The sequence below is a fragment of the Aeromonas sp. YN13HZO-058 genome (genome assembly GCF_001921245.1).
Lineage (GTDB): Bacteria > Pseudomonadota > Gammaproteobacteria > Enterobacterales > Aeromonadaceae > Aeromonas > Aeromonas allosaccharophila.
In genome coordinates this window covers 81653-98205 of the sequence record NZ_MQSY01000024.1, presented here as the reverse complement: position 1 = coordinate 98205, position 16553 = coordinate 81653, and the positions used below count along the sequence as shown (strand labels likewise).

The 16553-nt window shown below is 59.2% G+C and carries 18 protein-coding genes; 5 read left to right on the top strand and 13 right to left on the bottom strand.

Going from position 1 to position 16553, the window contains the following annotated elements; all coding sequences use genetic code 11:
- Nucleotides 1-128 precede the first annotated feature (128 nt).
- The 3 genes from BSP75_RS05625 to BSP75_RS05620 are packed head-to-tail and all read left to right on the top strand — an operon-like array spanning nucleotide 129 to nucleotide 1598.
- Entirely contained in the window at nucleotides 129-575 is a 447-nt protein-coding gene (locus BSP75_RS05625; RefSeq protein WP_075112509.1) for a hypothetical protein, read from the top strand.
- Between the two features lies 1 nt (nucleotide 576).
- Nucleotides 577-786 (top strand): hypothetical protein, encoded by a 210-nt coding sequence (locus BSP75_RS21255; protein ID WP_083617067.1) that lies wholly within the window; start codon nucleotides 577-579, stop codon nucleotides 784-786.
- The gene (locus BSP75_RS05620) at nucleotides 720-1598 is read left to right on the top strand and encodes a serine/threonine-protein kinase (RefSeq protein ID WP_083617064.1); all 879 of its coding nucleotides are present in this window, start codon (nucleotides 720-722) and stop codon (nucleotides 1596-1598) included. The genes BSP75_RS21255 and BSP75_RS05620 overlap by 67 nt, the downstream gene beginning before the upstream one ends.
- 296 nt (nucleotides 1599-1894) lie before the next feature.
- Here the strand turns inward: BSP75_RS05620 and BSP75_RS05615 are convergent, their stop codons facing one another.
- Together BSP75_RS05615 and aguA are read right to left on the bottom strand one after the other, a co-directional pair.
- Entirely contained in the window at nucleotides 1895-3598 is a 1704-nt protein-coding gene (locus BSP75_RS05615) for an amidase (RefSeq protein ID WP_075112508.1), read from the bottom strand.
- 270 nt (nucleotides 3599-3868) lie between these two features.
- Complete coding sequence (aguA, locus tag BSP75_RS05610) at nucleotides 3869-4966, bottom strand: agmatine deiminase (protein WP_075112507.1); 1098 nt, start codon at nucleotides 4964-4966, stop codon at nucleotides 3869-3871.
- A 155-nt stretch (nucleotides 4967-5121) separates the two neighbouring features.
- Here aguA and BSP75_RS05605 point away from each other — a divergent pair, with 155 nt between their 5' ends.
- The gene (locus tag BSP75_RS05605; protein ID WP_075112506.1) at nucleotides 5122-6075 is read left to right on the top strand and encodes a LysR family transcriptional regulator; all 954 of its coding nucleotides are present in this window, start codon (nucleotides 5122-5124) and stop codon (nucleotides 6073-6075) included.
- A gap of 95 nt (nucleotides 6076-6170) precedes the next feature.
- On the opposite strand, the gene BSP75_RS05600 is transcribed toward BSP75_RS05605, so the two are convergent.
- Nucleotides 6171-6737: a TetR/AcrR family transcriptional regulator gene (locus tag BSP75_RS05600; RefSeq protein WP_075112505.1), complete on the bottom strand. Its 567-nt coding sequence runs from the start codon at nucleotides 6735-6737 to the stop codon at nucleotides 6171-6173.
- Between the two features lie 200 nt (nucleotides 6738-6937).
- On the opposite strand from BSP75_RS05600, the gene BSP75_RS05595 reads away from it, so the two are divergent.
- Nucleotides 6938-7975 carry an alkene reductase gene (locus tag BSP75_RS05595; RefSeq protein ID WP_075112504.1) on the top strand — a complete coding sequence of 346 codons (1038 nt, stop codon included), beginning with the start codon at nucleotides 6938-6940 and terminating at the stop codon, nucleotides 7973-7975.
- Nucleotides 7976-8083: 108 nt separating this feature from the next.
- Here BSP75_RS05595 and rpoS read toward each other — a convergent pair whose 3' ends face one another.
- The 10 genes from rpoS to putP all read right to left on the bottom strand — a co-directional run bounded on the left by rpoS (nucleotide 8084) and on the right by putP (nucleotide 16549).
- Nucleotides 8084-9070, bottom strand: a complete 987-nt coding sequence (gene rpoS, locus BSP75_RS05590) for an RNA polymerase sigma factor RpoS (RefSeq protein WP_042656471.1) — start codon at nucleotides 9068-9070, stop codon at nucleotides 8084-8086.
- Between the two features lie 45 nt (nucleotides 9071-9115).
- Entirely contained in the window at nucleotides 9116-10186 is a 1071-nt protein-coding gene (locus BSP75_RS05585) for a peptidoglycan DD-metalloendopeptidase family protein (RefSeq protein ID WP_075112503.1), read from the bottom strand.
- A gap of 9 nt (nucleotides 10187-10195) precedes the next feature.
- Nucleotides 10196-10777 carry a YqaA family protein gene (locus tag BSP75_RS05580; RefSeq protein WP_042656469.1) on the bottom strand — a complete coding sequence of 194 codons (582 nt, stop codon included), beginning with the start codon at nucleotides 10775-10777 and terminating at the stop codon, nucleotides 10196-10198.
- Nucleotides 10774-11391, bottom strand: a complete 618-nt coding sequence (locus tag BSP75_RS05575) for a protein-L-isoaspartate(D-aspartate) O-methyltransferase (RefSeq protein WP_033138377.1) — start codon at nucleotides 11389-11391, stop codon at nucleotides 10774-10776. Before BSP75_RS05575 ends, BSP75_RS05580 begins: the two co-directional genes overlap by 4 nt.
- Nucleotides 11392-11398: 7 nt before the next feature.
- Nucleotides 11399-12145, bottom strand: a complete 747-nt coding sequence (gene surE / locus BSP75_RS05570) for a 5'/3'-nucleotidase SurE (protein ID WP_042656468.1) — start codon at nucleotides 12143-12145, stop codon at nucleotides 11399-11401.
- Nucleotides 12126-13184, bottom strand: coding sequence for a tRNA pseudouridine(13) synthase TruD (truD, locus tag BSP75_RS05565; RefSeq protein WP_075112502.1), 1059 nt, complete (start codon nucleotides 13182-13184; stop codon nucleotides 12126-12128). The genes surE and truD overlap by 20 nt, the downstream gene beginning before the upstream one ends.
- Nucleotides 13184-13660, bottom strand: coding sequence for a 2-C-methyl-D-erythritol 2,4-cyclodiphosphate synthase (gene ispF, locus BSP75_RS05560; protein WP_075112501.1), 477 nt, complete (start codon nucleotides 13658-13660; stop codon nucleotides 13184-13186). Before ispF ends, truD begins: the two co-directional genes overlap by 1 nt.
- A gap of 160 nt (nucleotides 13661-13820) precedes the next feature.
- Nucleotides 13821-14513: a 2-C-methyl-D-erythritol 4-phosphate cytidylyltransferase gene (ispD, locus tag BSP75_RS05555; RefSeq protein ID WP_075112500.1), complete on the bottom strand. Its 693-nt coding sequence runs from the start codon at nucleotides 14511-14513 to the stop codon at nucleotides 13821-13823.
- A complete protein-coding gene (gene ftsB, locus BSP75_RS05550; RefSeq protein WP_058053304.1) occupies nucleotides 14506-14823 on the bottom strand; it encodes a cell division protein FtsB in 318 nt (105 codons plus the stop codon). The genes ispD and ftsB overlap by 8 nt, the downstream gene beginning before the upstream one ends.
- A 208-nt stretch (nucleotides 14824-15031) precedes the next feature.
- Entirely contained in the window at nucleotides 15032-16549 is a 1518-nt protein-coding gene (putP, locus tag BSP75_RS05545; RefSeq protein ID WP_075112499.1) for a sodium/proline symporter PutP, read from the bottom strand.
- Between the last annotated feature and the right edge of the window lie 4 nt (nucleotides 16550-16553).

The following is a 16553-nucleotide window of genomic DNA, read 5'->3' as shown; positions in this document are numbered from 1 at the left end:
GTTTTCTCATCGATTATCTTTATAAAAAAATAAACTAGGTTATGATGCAATGGATGGAAAATAATAGAACTCAACTTCAATTACATTAAAAATAAAATACTTTTCAATATCTCAAAGGAATTTCCATTATGAAAATCGGAGTGCGGGCGTCACCAACAGAAGTGATTTATTGTGTGTTCGATTCAGATAAAAGCGAAGTGATAACTATTGGGAAAATTATCATTCCAAAATCACTAGGAGTTCCTGAGCAACTCAAACATATCAGACTTAATCTACTTGATGTGCTTCTAGAATATAAGATTTCAGAGGCAGGAATCCGAGTTCTCGAGCCTACAGCACAGAGTATATCCATTGAGCGAGTTCAGATCGAAGGCGTCATTCAAGAAGCATTCGCAAGCAGCAACGTAAAAACATATTACATTGGTCAGATCTCAAATATCGCATCTAGAATTAATATTGAACGAAGCCATTTTAAACCATTAGTTGAAGGGGATATATTCCCAGAGGGAATAGAAAACTGGGGTGAATTGTCTAAAACTGAACGCGAAGCGACTTTGTGCGCGATAGGAGCTTGATATGTACGGTGTTTATAGTCGCGCTCAAGTCGAATTTGAATATATAAAAGAAATTGGTCAAGATGGTAGAAATTCTAAAGCATACATTGCTCATGACAAATATTTAGATGCTCAGCTAGTTATTAAAGAAATGAGGCAGGATAAATTCAAAGACAGCGATGCTTTTTTTCTGAATCCAGACTGTTATACAAAGCGGCTCATGCTCATGTAGTTCAAATTCAGTATGCCTGTGCATGTGATAATAATATATATCTTGCAATGCCATATTATAAAAATGGGTCATTGAAAGAGCTTGCAAAAAACAAGTCTCTTTCTATGCGAGATATCATTAGATTTTCTATTCACATCTGCTCTGGCCTGCATAATATTCACTCAAAAAATCTGATCCACTTTGATATAAAGCCAGACAATATTCTACTTTCAAATAGAATGGAGGCCTTGATATCAGATTTTGGGCTTGCTAAAGCTATGGGATTGAATTACATGGCTAAACCTGAGCAGATGTATCAAAAGCATATAGCTCCTGAATTTTTTACTGACCAAGAGTTTACGAGCCAGTATGATATTTACCAATTAGGGCTTACCATCTATAGACTGATCGTAGGTGAGCCCGACTTCAACGCTCAGATAGCAACCTTCAAATCGTTTGATGAGTTCAAAAGTGCTATTTTAGAAAAGACCTTCCCGAAGCGACTATTCCTTGAACACATCCCCTCACGCTTAAAATCAGTTGTAGAAACTTGTCTGAAGGTTGATCTTTCAAAAAGGTATCAATCGGCACTTGACGTAGCAAATGAATTATCACTGATAGATGACAACACTCTCGACTGGGTGTATGAAAGCAGTAATGGTGTGCGGAGTTGGCATAAGGTAACACCAACCCACGAGTACCTGCTGCAAGTTGATGATACTGGCACATCAATTGCTCAAAAGAAGACCTCAGCAGGTAAATGGTCTAAGATAAAGGAGTCGTGTGGTAAGTTAACCACAGCCAACATTAAGAAATTTCTAAGGAAATTCTGATGCGTGTTATACGTAATGACAGGAAAACCTATAAAACCAGAGAGTCACTGTCATCTCCTCCTAAAAATCAAGATTCGGAGGTAAAGCAAAAATTTGAATTTGAATTTGAACTTTGTGGACATTACGTCAAGCGCCGCGTGAAATCTGACTAAGTTTAGGTATCAATAGGTTATTAGTTATTCAATGCATGATGGGAATAATCGGCTCCCCACAACTAAAGTAAAAAACCACCCGCATAACGGGTGGTTTTTTCATTATCTTCGGACGAACCACGGAGATTTAACTCACAACATCAATCACCCCAACGGCGGAGTGCGCGGCGGCACCATACGCTTGCTGCCGGTGGACTCGAAGGCCGAGGCGAAACGCAGCAGGTTGTTGTCGTCATAGGCGCGACCGGCGAAGGTCAGCCCCACCGGCATACCGATATCGGCCATCACGCCCATGGGGACGGTGACAGTCGGCACGCCGAGGTGGCGGATAGCGAGGTTGCCGTTGGCAACCCAGATGCCGTTGCTCCAGGCGATATCGGCGGAGGCCGGATTCACATCAGCGTCAGCCGGGGCGACGTCAGCGACGGTCGGGAACAGCACGGCGTCGAGCTTGAGCCCGTCCATCCAATCTTCCAAGTCCAGCTTGCGAGTCTTTTCCAGACCGCGCAGGCCATCCGGCACTGTGGGGATCTCGTCAAAGCGCTTGATGCCGCGCTTGGCCATCTTGACGTACTCGTCCATGCCCGCCGCCAAATCGCCCTCGCGGTTCGGCAGGGTGCCCGGATCGTGGGGGAAGATCTTCGGCCCATCGACATCGGCCAATTGCTTAAGCTTGGGATCGCCGTTGGCGCGCAGGAAGTCGTCGAACGCCCAGCCGGAGAGTTCCCACAGCTCGTCGTTGAGAAACTCAGGGCTCACGATACCGCGATTGAACACGGTCGGCGCGCCGGGTCGGTCCCCTTCGCAATTGGAGACCAGCGGGAAGTTCACTTCGATGACCTCGGCGCCCGCGGCTTCCAGCGCCTGACGGGCCTGCTCCCACAGCGCGATCACGGTCGGACGGGTATAGATGCGCTGACCGGTCGGGCCGCCGATGCCGGGATTTTCGCTAGTGCCGGCCAGTTCATCCTTGTTGATAAACATGCGCGGCACGCCGAGGCGCTTGCCCTTGAGGGCATCGGGCTTGGCAGCCAGATCCAGATAGGAGGCCGGACGCACTTCAGAGACCTTGGGCAGCTTCACCCAAGGCTGCATGCGCCACAGATCGCCACGAGTGTCGGCATCGTCGGCGACCACTACGTCGAGCACTTCCAAGAGATCGTTCATGGTGCGGGCATAGGGCACCACCACATCCATGGTCGGGGTCAGCGGCCAGTTGCCGCGCACCGAGATGACGCCACGGGACGGGGTGTAGGCACACAGACCGTTGTTGGAGGCCGGGCCACGGCCGCTCGACCAGGTCTCTTCGGCCAGACCAAAGGCAGAGAAGCTGGCGGCGGTGGCAGTACCGGCGCCGTTGGAGGAGCCGGAGGCAAACGGCGCGGTCAGGTAGTCGGCGTTGTAGGGGCTCTCGGCACGGCCATAGACGCCGCGCTGCATGCCGCCATTGGCCATCGGCGGCATATTGGTTTTGCCAAGGCAGATGGCACCGGCGGCGCGCAGGCGCTCCACGGTGAAGGCATCGCGCTGGGCAACCAGATCCTTGAAGGCCGGGCTGCCGGAGGCGGCGGTCAGCCCCTTGACCAGATAGCTGTCTTTGGCGGTGTAGGGGATGCCGTCGAGCGGCCCCAGAGTTTCACCACGGGCGCGGCGCTCATCAGACGCTTGCGCCTCTTTCAGCGCATCGGGATTGGGCACCACAAGGGCGTTGAGCTTGGTGGCAGTCTCGGGGCCGTTGTAGGCCTCGATCCGGGCCAAATAGGCCTTGACCAGTTCGACCGCTGTGGTGCGGCCTGATTCGAGCGCGGCACGCAGCTCGGCAATGGAAACCTCGGTCACTTCGATCATTTAGGATCTCCTGTAAAAGGGTGACTGTTTGTCATGATGATCGCCGCATCAGCGCCTGCGACCATCACACCATCAAGAGATAAAACCCCACGGCATGGGGTTTTGAATACTCACCGGAACCGGTTTGCGACCCGTCGCGAGAGGCCGTCAGTAAGGTGAAGAGCTGCACAGGAACCGGAGCGTATGAACATACGTGAGCCCTCGGTTTCACATAAGCGAACAGCACATAAGCCTTGATCACGGCCTCGCAGCAGGATCGTCATCCGGTTCTTACTGGCCGGAAGGGATCTGCTGAGTAATACAGTGGATATTGCCACCGCCCAGCAGGATCTCGCGGGCCGGTACGCCGATCACGGTGTGCTCCGGGAAGATCTCTTCCAGAATGCGCTGGGCTTCGCCATCGGTGGCAGCATCCAGCAGCGGGTAGACGATGCGATCGTTGGTGATGAGGAAATTCACATAGGAACCGGCCAGACGCCCTTCTGCCTCGCGCGGCACACCACTACCGCTCTCGACACCGGCAGACTCCTCTTCAGTGCAGAACAGCGGGCCCGGCTGGGGCAGCTTCCAGATTTTGAGCTTGCGACCCTTGGCGTCGACCGCCGCTTCCAGCACCTTGAGGGCGGCCACGGAGCGGGCGTACTGGGGATCGTTCTGGTCGTCAGTCCAGTGCAAGGCCACTTCACCCGGACGCACGAAGCAGCACATGTTGTCGATGTGGCCGTCGGTTTCGTCCATATAAACGCCTTCGTCCAGCCAGATAAAGCTGGTGACGCCCAGATAGTCGCGCAAGTGAGCTTCGATCTGCTCTTTGCTCAGGTGCGGGTTGCGGTTTTCGTTGAGCAGGCACTCGGCGCTGGTCAGGCAGGTGCCTTCGCCATCGACGTGGATGGAGCCCCCTTCCAGAATAAGCGGCGCGTCGTAGCGAGCCATGCCGTGCTGGGCCAGCATCTGGGCTGCGACCTCTTCATCCTGATTCCACGGGTAGTAGAGACCGCCCTTGTGGCCGCCCCAGGCGTTGAAGCCCCAATCCACCCCACGGCACTCGCCGGCAGCGTTGGTAACAATGGTGGGGCCGGTATCGCGGGCCCAGCAATCATCGCTGTTCATTTCGACCAGGGTGACATGGGCGGGCATGATGGCGCGGGCCTGCTCCATAAACTGGGCAGGCACCCCCATAAAGACCGGGGTGGCGCCGCCGATGGCATCCGCTACCTTGGCAAAGACAGGCTGGGCGAAGCGACCGGCTTCACGCCAGTTGTCAGGGCGATACGGCCAGATCATCCAGACGGCCTGCTGATGCGCCCACTCGGCGGGCATGGTGAAGCCGTCGGCGGCCGGCGTGGAATGAATGGTCTTGATGCTCATCGCAAGGCTCCTTGCATGGATTGAGGCCCCCATTTACGCCAACACGGCGTGGGAATCCTGAAAAAATAACAGTGGGTCGCAGAGTAAGACGTTGCGCCCCTATCCATCAAATGAATAGGATGGATTGTCCCATAAACACGGCGAATAATCCCCCCATGAAACTGCACCAGCTCGACCTCAATCTGCTGCTCGCCTTTGACGCCCTGATGACGCAGGGCAGCGTCACTCGCGCCGCCGAAGCGCTCTTTATCAGTCAGCCCGCCATGAGCCACTCACTCAACCGGCTGCGCACCTTTCTCGGCGACCCGCTGCTGGTGCGCACCCCGCAGGGAATGCTGCCGACCCCGCGCGCCCAGCGGCTGCATCTTGGTGTGCAGCAGGCGCTGCGGCTGCTGGAGCAGCAGCTCACCGAGGAAGAAGAGTTTGAGCCGATCCATTCCAGGCGCCGTTTCGTGCTCTGCACCACAGATTACGTGGAGTGCGTGCTGATCCCGCCGCTTATTCAGCGGCTCAGACGGCTGGCGCCGGGGGTCACCATCGAGATCCGCATCCTGCGCGACACCCTGCCCGAAGCCGAGCTGGCGAGCGGCGAGATCGATCTGGTGCTGGGGTTTGACGAGTACATGCAGGTGCCGGGGTATCTGGGCAAGGAGACCTGGCTCACCGAGCCGCTGGCCGGGCTGGTACGCGCCGATCTGCCGATTGCCAAATCGGCCCCCGCCGGTGCCGAGGATGACCCCTCCCAGTGGCAGGAACGCATCACCTTGCCACAACTCATCGCCATGCCCCATGTGTTCCACTCGCCGCTGGGCACCTCTGAGGCGAGCCTCGACCGCTATCTGAAGAGTCTGGGCTTTAGCCGCACCATCTCGGTCAACAGCCAGAGTTATATGTCCGCCGCCGCCATCGTCAGCCAGAGCGATCACCTGCTGGTGCTGCCCAGCATGGTGGCCGAGCTGCTCGCCACCCACTGGCCGCTGAAAAGCCTGCCTCTGCCCGAAGACGTGCCTGACTACCACCTCAACTGCGTCTGGCATCCCGTTCACGCGCAGCAACCGGCACTGGTGTGGCTGAAAGATTTGATGAAGGAGCTGGTGGGGCCGAGGTAAGGCCGCTGCGTCTGGCAACAAAGGTTGATGCAAGGGCTGAGACCAGAAACAACAGTGGCTCCCGAGGGAGCCACTGTTGTTTCTGCGGTATCGCGTTACGCCCGCAGGGCACGCATCAGCTGGGCGACCACGTCGTCGAGCAGGGGGCGATCGGGGCGGCACTGGGCGAAGGTGACCAGACCTTGCAGGTTGATCAGCAGCAAGGCGGTGAGGGTGCGGATATTGCGATCCGGGGCCAGTTCGCCCTTGGCCTGCGCCTGTGTCAGCAACTCGGCCAGATCCTGCTCCAGCTCGCCATAGATGACCTTGACCCGCTGGGTCAGCTCCTCATCCTGTTCGCTCAGCTCCATCATGGTGCGGGTCACCAGACAGGAGCCGCAGAGCGCCTCCCCTACAATCCGGTCGAGATAGGCAGCAAGGCCAGCCAGCGGGCTCGGGTTGTCGAGCAGGACGCGGCGCAGGGTGCGTTTGCCCTCGACATAGTGATCCACCGCCGCCAGCAGCAGGCCACGCTTGTTGCCGAAGGCGCCGTAAATGCTGCCCGGATGCAGGCCGGTGGCGGCCACCAGCTCCTGCATGGTGGTCTTGGCGTATCCCTTGGCGCGAAACGCTTCCATGGCATTTCGCAGCACCTCGTCCCGATCAAACTCGGCTATGCGCATGGTTCCTCCCGTGGGAAATGGTTCACCGGCAAGGGGCAACAAGGCCCGCCGGTAAAGAGTGGCTGGAAAGGGCGGCAAGTTTACCCCAGCCGCCCGCTCGGGCCAACCTTCTTGAACGTGCATTCAAAAAAAAGCTTGCGCCCGACGCAAAAAACGTCTTGAATGCACATTCAAGAATAACCCGTTCAGGACAAACTATCATGAATACCCTGTTTCAGCCGTATCGACTCAATGACACTCTGACCCTGGCCAACCGCTTCATGATGGCCCCGCTCACCCGCTGCATGGCAGGCCCCGGTCTGGTGCCGACCGAGCAGATGGCTGCCTATTACGGCCGCCGCGCCGACATCGGTCTGATTGTTTCCGAGGCCGTCATCATCCGCCCCGACGGGCAGGGCTACCCCAATACCCCGGGCCTCTTTACCCAGGCGCAGATCGATGGCTGGAAGAAAGTGACCAACGCCGTGCACGCCAAGGGCGGCAAGATCTTCGCCCAGCTGTGGCACGTCGGCCGCCTCTCCCACCCCTTCTTCCATCAGGCTGAAGTGCTGGCCCCCTCTGCCGTGGCCTTTGACGGCACTGTACCCCGCATGCGCGAGCTGACCTATCAGGTGCCGCGTGCCCTGACCGAAGCCGACATCGCCCAGCTGGTGCAGGATTACGCCCAGGCCGCTGCCAACGCCATCGAAGCGGGCTTCGACGGAGTGGAGATCCACGGTGCTAACGGCTACCTGATCGATCAGTTCCTGCACCACTCCACCAACCTGCGCAGCGACAACTACGGTGGCAGCCCGGAGAAGATGAGCCGTTTCGCGCTGGAAGTGGTCGATGCCATCAGCGCCCGTATCGGCGGTGATCGGGTTGGCATTCGCCTCTCCCCCGGTGCCTATGTTCATCTGGAGGGCAGCCCGGAAGATCGCGCCGTGTTCGACTATTTGCTGGCCGAGCTCAACGATCGCCCGCTGGCTTATATCCACCTCGGCATCTTCGATGACAACCTCACCTTCGATTATCTGGGTGGCCGCGCCTCCGACTATCTGCGTGCCAACTACAAGGGCAATCTGGTCGGGGTGGGCAACTACGACGCCGAGCGCGCCGCCGTGGCCATCGAGGCCAACCGCTTCGATCTGGTGGCCATCGGTCGTCCGCTCATCGCCAACCCGGACTATCTCGACAAGGTGAAGAAGGGTGAAGCGCTGGTGCCCTACGCCGACACCATGCTGGCCGAGCTGGTATAACCGCACCGCCATCGCCAGACGACAGGCAATAAAAAACGAGGGGAGCGATTGCTCCCCTCGTGCTATTCACTTGTTCAGCCGTTTGTTGTCAGCCGGCAGCCATCGTGATCAGGTGCGAAACAGCGCCTCGATGGAGAGCCCCTGGCTCAGCAGGATCTCCCGCAGGCGGCGCAGCCCCTCTACCTGGATCTGACGCACCCGCTCGCGGGTCAGACCAATCTCGGCCCCCACATCTTCCAGCGTGGCAGGCTCGTAACCCAGCAGGCCGAAACGGCGTGCCAGCACTTCCCGCTGCTTGGGATTGAGCTCTTCCAGCCAGTGCACAATGCTGGCGCGCATGTCGTCATCCTGAGATTCCAGCTCGGGCCCCATGCCGCGCTCGTCGGAGAGCACATCCAGCAGCGCCTTGTCGCGATCGCCACCGATGGGGGTATCTACCGAGGTGATCTTCTCGTTGAGCTTGAGCATGCGGTTCACACTGTCCACCGAACAATCCAGCGCAAAGGCGATATCCTCGGCGGTCGGCTCGTGATCGAGACGGTGAGAGAGTTCACGCGCGGTGCGCAGGTAAACGTTTAACTCCTTGACCACATGAATGGGCAGACGGATGGTGCGGGTCTGGTTCATGATGGCCCGCTCAATGGTCTGACGGATCCACCAGGTGGCGTAGGTGGAGAAACGGAAGCCGCGCTCGGGGTCGAACTTCTCGACCGCGCGGATAAGACCGAGGTTGCCCTCTTCGATGAGATCCAGCAGCACCAGGCCGCGGTTGTTGTAGCGACGGGCGATTTTCACCACCAGTCGAAGGTTGGACTCGATCATGCGCTTGCGGGCTGCTTTGTCACCCCGCAAGGCACGACGGGCGTAGTAGACTTCCTCTTCGGCAGTGAGCAGCGGGGAAAAACCAATCTCCCCCAGATAGAGTTGCGTGGCATCCATCACCTTGTTCAGTTCCGGTGCCAGCAACTCATCGGAAATAGTCTCTTCCGCCTCGGCGACTACCTCATGCAACTCTTCTACTTCTTCTTCGCTCGATTCGGGTTCAGCGTCAAACTCTAACTCTGCATCCTGCATTACCAGTTGTTCTTGGCTCATGGTGTGTCTCCCTGACGTTACCAGAGTAAGACGGTCTCTCTGGGGTTAACGCTTTGGCAAATAGCTCATCGGATTGATCGATTTGCCTCGGTACCGGATCTCGAAATGCAATCGCACATCCGGCGCGTCCGTGCTACCCATGTTGGCAATGACCGAGCCCCCCTTGACGCTGTCCCCTTCCTTCACCCGCAACTCGTCGTTGTGTGCGTAAGCGGAGAGATAGTCATCATCATGCTTGAGGATGATCAGCTTGCCGTACCCCCTTAAAGCACTGCCAGCGTATACCACTTTACCACCGCTGGCGGCGTAGACGGGTTGCCCCTTCTGGCCGGCTATGTCGATACCCTTGTTACCCTGTTCTGCAACAGAGAACCCCTCGACGATCCGGCCTTTTGCGGGCCAGTGCCAAGCAAGTCTCGACTGGGAGTTGTTTGTTTTTTGTTCTTTGGTCTGAGCGTATTCCTTCGGTGCCGCCGGAGCAACGGATTTCTGAGCGATGAATGGCGTGGTCTGACCAGATCCGCTCGGCTCGGCCAACGGACGCGGTCCGCTGCTCGGACGGCTCACTGTCACCGGCGTTACAGTTGCCGGACGAGTCGCAGCCACCATCTGGGTCGAACCACCGCCTGCAGTCTGGACGTTGAGTACCTGACCCGGCTGCAGCGCATAGGGGGCGCTCAGATTGTTGCTCTGGGCCAGCACCTGCGGCGTCATGCCGAACTGGCGGCCGATGCTGCTCAGGGTATCGCCACGGCGTACCTCATAGGTACCGGCACTTCTGCTGCTGGTCACCGCAGAGCCCGACGCGTCGAGACGCAGCCGCTGCCCCGGGTAGATATTGTAGGGCGGACTGATGTTGTTGAGACTGGCCAGCGACGGCACGTCGTTGCCGGAGTTGAAGGCGATGGAGTAGAGGGTATCGCCCCGCTTCACCACATAGCTGCCACCCTGAATGGGGGCGCTGAGCTGAGTGCCGCTCTGGCGAGCCGGAATGGTCGAGACGAACTGGTCATCACCTACCCCATCCACCGGAGCTGCATTTTTACTGGAGGAGCAGGCAAGCAGCAGCCATGACAACACCACGACACTGCTTCCTTGCCAAATACGCGAACGCATAATGGATCCTTAACGACTAAACCAGAAATAGGCCACAACGGCCAGACCAATACAGAGCCAACCGAGCACATCCACGTAGTGCATCAGTTTGCGTTCCATTTTCTCGCCACCCCAGCGCATCAGGCCCGCAACCAGGAAAAAGCGCATGCCACGACCGATGAGGGAGGTGATGATGAAGGGCAGCAGAGCCATTTGCAACAACCCTGCCGTCACGGTAAACACCTTGTAGGGGATGGGGGTGAAGCTGGCAATGAAAATGACCCAGATCCCCCACTGCTCAAACCAGTGGCGGGCGATCCCGATCTTGTCCTGATAGCCCACAGACTCCACCAGTGGCAGCACCACCGGATCCCACAGGGCATAGCCAAGGGCGTAACCGAACAGGGCGCCCAGCACCGAGAAGAGGGTTGCCAACCCGGCGTAGTGCCACGCCTTGTGCGGCTTGGCGAGCGCCATTGGCGCCAGCATCACGTCCACCGGGATCGGCCAGAACACCGACTCGATAAAAGCGGTGATGGAGAGATACCAGGGGGCATGCTTGTGGCGGGCCCACTGCATCACCAGTACGTACAAACGGGAAAACAACTTCACTCAACATCTCCGTCAATCAGGGGAACAAAACGTACCGGCTCCAGAATACGGCTGGTCAGCTGGGAGCCGGATCGTTCGATCAGCTGCAGGGTCTGCTGGCTGTCACCCACGGGCAACACCAGTCGCCCCCCTTCGGCCAGCTGATCGGTCAGTGCCGTCGGGATCTCGCTCGCCGCGGCCGTCACCAGAATGGCGTCATAAGGCCCCTTGTTGGGCCACCCCAGCCAGCCGTTGCCGTGCTTGGCCGAGACATTGTGCAGATCGAGCTGGCGCAGTCGGCGCCGGGCCTGGAACTGCAACGACTTGATCCGCTCAACGGTATAAACATGCTCCACCAGATGGGCGAGGATCGCCGTCTGGTAACCGGAGCCAGTGCCAATCTCCAGCACGTGGGCCGGATCATTTTGCATCAGCAACTCGGTCATTCGCGCCACCATATAGGGCTGCGAAATGGTCTGGCCGTGGCCAATGGGCAGGGCGGTGTTGTCCCACGCCTTGTGCGCCATAGCCTCGTCCACGAACAGCTGGCGCGGCACTTTCGCGATGGTCGCCAGCACGCGAAAATCGCGAATATCCTGCGCAATGAGCTGATTTAACAGGCGCTGTACTATCACACCACCCTCATCCCTGCAGATCTAACCAGGCCCCCAGACCGGCGAGACTGTCATAGGCAGTCATATCGATGGTCAGGGGGGTAATCGAGACATAGCCCTGCTCGATGGCAGCAAAGTCGGTACCGTCACCGGCATCCTGCTGGCTGCCGGGGGGGCCAATCCAGTAGATGGGCTGGCCACGGGGATCCTCGGTGCAGATCACCGACTCCGCCCGGTGGCGATTGCCAAGGCGGGTGGTCTTGATCCCCTTGATCTGCTCGAGGGGCAAGTCCGGCACGTTGACGTTGAGGATCTGATCGGCAGGCAGGGGGTGTTTCATCAGCCCCTTCACCAGCAGGGCCGCATAGTGGGCCGCCGTGGCGAAGTGGGTCTTGCCCACCAGCGAAATGGCGATGGAGGGGTAGCCAAGATGGCGCCCCTCGGTGGCCGCGGCGACCGTGCCCGAGTAGATGACATCATCCCCCAGGTTGGCACCGTGGTTAATACCGGCCACGACCATGTCCGGCTCCGGGCGCACCAGCTCGTTGACCGCCAGATGCACGCAGTCGGTCGGCGTGCCCTTCACCGCATAGTAACCGGTTTCGCTGATACGGGTGACCCGCAGCGGTACTTCCAGCGTCAGGGAGTGACTCGCGCCGCTGCGATTGCGATCCGGCGCCACCACAATGACCTCGCCGCAGGCGCGCAGCGCCTCGCTGAGTGCACGAATGCCCTCGGCATGCACACCATCATCATTACTGACCAGAATTCGCATCGGTCTGATTCCTGAAACCATGATCGGCCTCTTCGGCCTGCATTAACTCGCGCACCACGCTGGTGGCAAACGCGCCCGCCGGCAGGAAGAAGGAGAGGGTCAGTACCCCGCCATCCAGCTGCCAGCTCATCTGCTCCGGCTTGAGCAGCAGCGGGCGGCGATCCTGATCCAGTCCGGCTTTCTCCAGCCCGTCACACCATTCGGCGTAAGGGGCCAACACGCCCTGTTCAAACTCGGCAGCAGCACCTTGGCTGGCCAGACGGCCACGGCCCCACTGGGGCGCGGTGAGTTGCACGTCGCCGGAAGCAAGACGCGCTTCCAGTTCGGGGGTCAGCACCTCTTCACTGAAGATGGAGTGGCTGCCCTTGAGCATCACGCAATCACCGGCCAGCAGCTGGTGAGCCAGCCCCCGCTCGATACGGGCGCTGACAATGGCGTTGAACAGCATGCTGCGGGCGGCAGAAAGGTAGAGGGAGCGCTTGTTGCGATCCTTGATCCGCTTACCGGCGAACATCGCCTTGGCCGCTTCCAGGTTGTTGCCATCGCGGCCAAAGCGCTGCTCACCATAGTAATTGGGTACGCCCTGCCCGGCGATAGCCTGCAGGCGCGCTTCCAGCCCGTCGGCCTGTTCCAGACCGGTGAGGCGCAGGGTGAAGTGGTTGCCCTTGAGGTAGCCGACCCGCAATTTGCGGTTGTGACGCTTGGCTTGCAGGATCTGGATGCTGTCGCTCTCGATGACCGACAAGTCCGGCTCCGCCTTGCCCGGCAGGTGAATGCCGAACCACTGCTCGGTCACCGCGTGGCGATCCTTCAGGCCAGCCCAGGTCACCGCATTGCGGTTGACCCCGGCCGCATCGGCCAGCAGACCCGCCACCCAGGCGGTGTTCTCGCCGGTTTTGCGCACCCGGACGAAGATGTGCTCACCCTCACCGCAAGGCTCAAACCCGAGATCTTCATTGACCACGAAGTCGGCGGCCTCGGCCTTGAGGATACCGCGGGCGGTGGGCGCCCCGTGCAGATAGGCAAGTTGTTCCAGCATTATTGTTTCACCAGTAGGACGACGGCTTCGGTGGCGATCCCTTCCTTGCGCCCCGTAAACCCAAGCTGTTCGGTGGTGGTCGCCTTGACGTTCACCCGGTTCAAATCACATTGCAGATCGGCGGCCAGCACGGCGCACATGGCGTCGATATGGGGGGCCATTTTAGGGGCCTGGGCAATGATGGTCACATCCAGGTTGCCGATGGCATAACCCGCTTGCTGTACCCGGGCAAACACGTCCCGCAGCAAGATGCGACTGTCGATGCCCTTGAACTCGGCAGCGGTATCGGGGAAGTGGCGGCCGATATCACCGGCGCCGATGGCCCCCAGCAGGGCATCGCTCACCGCGTGCAGCACCACGTCGCCGTCGGAGTGGGCAACCAGCCCCTGCTCGTAGGGCACCGCCACGCCGCCCAGCATGCAGGGGCCAACACCACCAAATTTATGGACATCAAAACCATGACCAATGCGCATCATCAGCGGCAACCTCCCAACATGCTGAAACCAACCCCATCAATTTTGTGTACGTCCACACCATGTCCAATCAGGATCATGCTAACTCCTTGTTCGGGCCTGTTTATTCGAGACAGCCTGCTCTGAACACCTTGTTCTGAACTGTTTGTGCTGACTGGGGGGCTTATGCCTGCTGGCTTAAAAACAGCCCCGCCAGCGACAAGTCTTCCGGCCGGGTCACCTTGATATTGTCGGCACGCCCTTCCACCATGCGCACCGTGAATCCGGCCCGCTCCATGGCGGAGGCCTCGTCGGTGATGGTGGCGCCCAGCAGCAGCCCCTCTTCCAGCGCCCTTTTCAGGGTACGGGTCGGGAACATCTGCGGCGTCAGGGCATGCCAGAGCTGCTCGCGCTCGACGGTGGCGATGATATTGCCCTCGCCATCGGAGCGTTTCATTGTATCGCGCACCCGGCTGCCGAGAATGGCGCCGCCGCAGCCCATGGCCGCAGCAATCAGCGCATCGAGATCGCCGTGGGTCAGACAGGGTCGAGCCGCATCGTGCACCAGCACCCACTCCCCTTGCGCCACATGAAGGCCATTGAGGACGGAAAAGGCGCGCTCGGCGCCTCCCTCGACCCGCACAATACGCGGGTCGGCCGCCACGGGCAGGGCCTCGAACCAGCGGTCATGGGGCGCCAGCGCCACGATCACCTGCGCGATGGCCGGGTGAGAGAGCAACCGCTCCAGGGTATGTTCGAGAATGGTTTTACCCGCCAGTTGCAGGTACTGCTTGGGGCAATCGGCCCCCATCCGGCTGCCGATACCGGCGGCAGGGACGATCGCCGTCAGGCCGGATACCCGGCTGGCATCAGTCATCGTAGGGCGCATCGTCCGGCACTGTCTCTTTGTCTTTCTCTTTGGGGATGATCCGGTAGAAGGTCTCCCCCTGCTTGATGTAACCCAGATCGTTGCGCGACAGCTCCTCGATGGCCTCGAGGCCAGAGGTGAGATCATCTATCTCGCGGTAGATGAGGTCGTTACGATCCTTGAGAGTCTGGTTGTCCCGCTGTTGCTGCGAGATGGCCTCCGACAGGTTCTGATAATCGGATAGCCCGTTCTTCCCCAGCCAGAGGTCATATTGCAGTCCCCCCAGCAGGAGGATCAGGATCAGGGTGAATAGGCGCATGCACTGGGTCTCCTTCAGGCGGCCTAGTGTCCCATATTCGGTGCCAAGACAAAAGAAAGCGAGCACCGTCGAGCCCCCGGCCGAACATAAAAAAGTGCCCAAGAGTGAATCAGATAGCACAAAGCCCCGCCAAACCGGTGCAAGGATGGCCAACCAGGGCGCTCCTTATCCGGGGGCGGGGCTCTCAATCAGAAAGCGGTAAGGGGGATCAGTTCACCGCGACCGGCTCTCCCGCGCTCTCGGCCGGGGTGTTGTACTCCTCCTCGGCATCGCGGAAACGCTCCAGCATCGCTTTTGATGGCGCTTCACCCAGCAGGCTGCCCGCCACGATGGCCAGCAGCGCGAACAGGAAGCCCGGAATGATTTCATACAGCCCCAGCCAGCCGAACTGCTTCCAGACGATGACGGTGATGGCACCGACCAGCATGCCCGCCAGCGCGCCGTTGCGGGTCATCCGCGGCCACAGCACGGAGAGCAGCACCACAGGGCCGAAGGCAGCACCGAAACCGGCCCAGGCGTAACTCACCAGCCCCAGCACCCGGTTCTCCGGATTCATGGCGACGGCGATGGCAATCACCGCGATCAGCAGCACCATCAGGCGACCCACCCACACCAGCTCACGCTGGGAGGCGTTCTTGCGCAGGAAGGGCTTGTAGAGATCCTCGGTGATGGCGCTGGAGCAGACCAGCAGTTGGCAACTTAGAGTGCTCATCACCGCCGCCAGAATGGCGGAGAGCAGCACACCAGCGATCCAGGGGTTGAACAGGATCTTGGAGAGCTCGATAAAGACCCGCTCCGGGTTGCCGGTCACCCCAGCCGCCACTTCCGGGAAGCGGGCAAAGTAGGCCAGTCCGAAGAAGCCGATGGCCACCGCGCCAGCAAGGCAGAACACCATCCAGGTCATGCTGATGCGACGGGCATTGGCCATGGAGTGGTGGGAGTCGGCCGCCATGAAGCGGGCCAGAATGTGGGGCTGACCGAAATAGCCCAGGCCCCAGGCCATCAGCGAGACAATGGCGATCAGATCCAGATTCTTGAACATGTCGAGGTTGGTGGCGCTCTTGGCGGCCACTTCGATCATGGCGCTGTCCACCCCGCCGACGGCGATGATGACGAAGATCGGGGTCAGGATCAGGGCGAAGATCATCAGGGTCGCCTGCACCGTATCGGTCCAGCTCACCGCGAGGAAGCCGCCGAAGAAGGTGTAGGTGATGGTGGCGGCGGCACCGACCCAGAGGGCGGTGTTGTAATCCATGCCGAAGGTGCTCTCGAACAGACGGGCACCGGCCACCACGCCGGAGGCGCAATAGATGGTGAAGAACAGCAGGATCACCAGCGCAGAGAGGATCCGCAGCACCTTGCTGTGATCTTCAAAGCGGTAGGTGAAGTAGTCCGGCAGGGTCAGGGCGTTGCGGTTCTTCTCGGTATGTACCCGCAGGCGGCCCGCTACCCAGCGCCAGTTGAGGTAGGCGCCGATGATCAGACCGATGGCGATCCAGCTCTCGGAGATGCCGCTGACGAAGACGGCGCCGGGCAGGCCCATCAGCAGCCAGCCGCTCATATCGGAGGCACCGGCAGAGAGGGCGGTAACCCAGCTCCCCATCCGGCGACCGCCCAGAATGTAGTCATCAAAGTTGCGGGTGGCGCGATAGGCGACGAAGCCGATCAACACCATTCCGAGGATATACACCAGGAAGGTGATTAACATGGGTGTGCTAGCTGTCATGCAA

Excerpts from the sequence above, each read along its gene's own strand:
- putP (WP_075112499.1), bottom strand. The coding sequence starts at position 16,549 with ATGACAGCTAGCACACCCATGTTAATCACCTTCCTGGTGTATATCCTC.
- BSP75_RS05605 (WP_075112506.1), top strand. The coding sequence starts at position 5,122 with ATGAAACTGCACCAGCTCGACCTCAATCTGCTGCTCGCCTTTGACGCC.
- BSP75_RS05625 (WP_075112509.1), top strand. The coding sequence starts at position 129 with ATGAAAATCGGAGTGCGGGCGTCACCAACAGAAGTGATTTATTGTGTG.
- BSP75_RS05615 (WP_075112508.1), bottom strand. The coding sequence starts at position 3,598 with ATGATCGAAGTGACCGAGGTTTCCATTGCCGAGCTGCGTGCCGCGCTC.
- rpoS (WP_042656471.1), bottom strand. The coding sequence starts at position 9,070 with ATGAGCCAAGAACAACTGGTAATGCAGGATGCAGAGTTAGAGTTTGAC.
- ftsB (WP_058053304.1), bottom strand. The coding sequence starts at position 14,823 with ATGCGCCTATTCACCCTGATCCTGATCCTCCTGCTGGGGGGACTGCAA.
- ispF (WP_075112501.1), bottom strand. The coding sequence starts at position 13,660 with ATGATGCGCATTGGTCATGGTTTTGATGTCCATAAATTTGGTGGTGTT.
- surE (WP_042656468.1), bottom strand. The coding sequence starts at position 12,145 with ATGCGAATTCTGGTCAGTAATGATGATGGTGTGCATGCCGAGGGCATT.
- aguA (WP_075112507.1), bottom strand. The coding sequence starts at position 4,966 with ATGAGCATCAAGACCATTCATTCCACGCCGGCCGCCGACGGCTTCACC.
- ispD (WP_075112500.1), bottom strand. The coding sequence starts at position 14,513 with ATGACTGATGCCAGCCGGGTATCCGGCCTGACGGCGATCGTCCCTGCC.
- BSP75_RS21255 (WP_083617067.1), top strand. The coding sequence starts at position 577 with ATGTACGGTGTTTATAGTCGCGCTCAAGTCGAATTTGAATATATAAAA.
- BSP75_RS05600 (WP_075112505.1), bottom strand. The coding sequence starts at position 6,737 with ATGCGCATAGCCGAGTTTGATCGGGACGAGGTGCTGCGAAATGCCATG.
- BSP75_RS05595 (WP_075112504.1), top strand. The coding sequence starts at position 6,938 with ATGAATACCCTGTTTCAGCCGTATCGACTCAATGACACTCTGACCCTG.
- BSP75_RS05585 (WP_075112503.1), bottom strand. The coding sequence starts at position 10,186 with ATGCGTTCGCGTATTTGGCAAGGAAGCAGTGTCGTGGTGTTGTCATGG.
- truD (WP_075112502.1), bottom strand. The coding sequence starts at position 13,184 with ATGCTGGAACAACTTGCCTATCTGCACGGGGCGCCCACCGCCCGCGGT.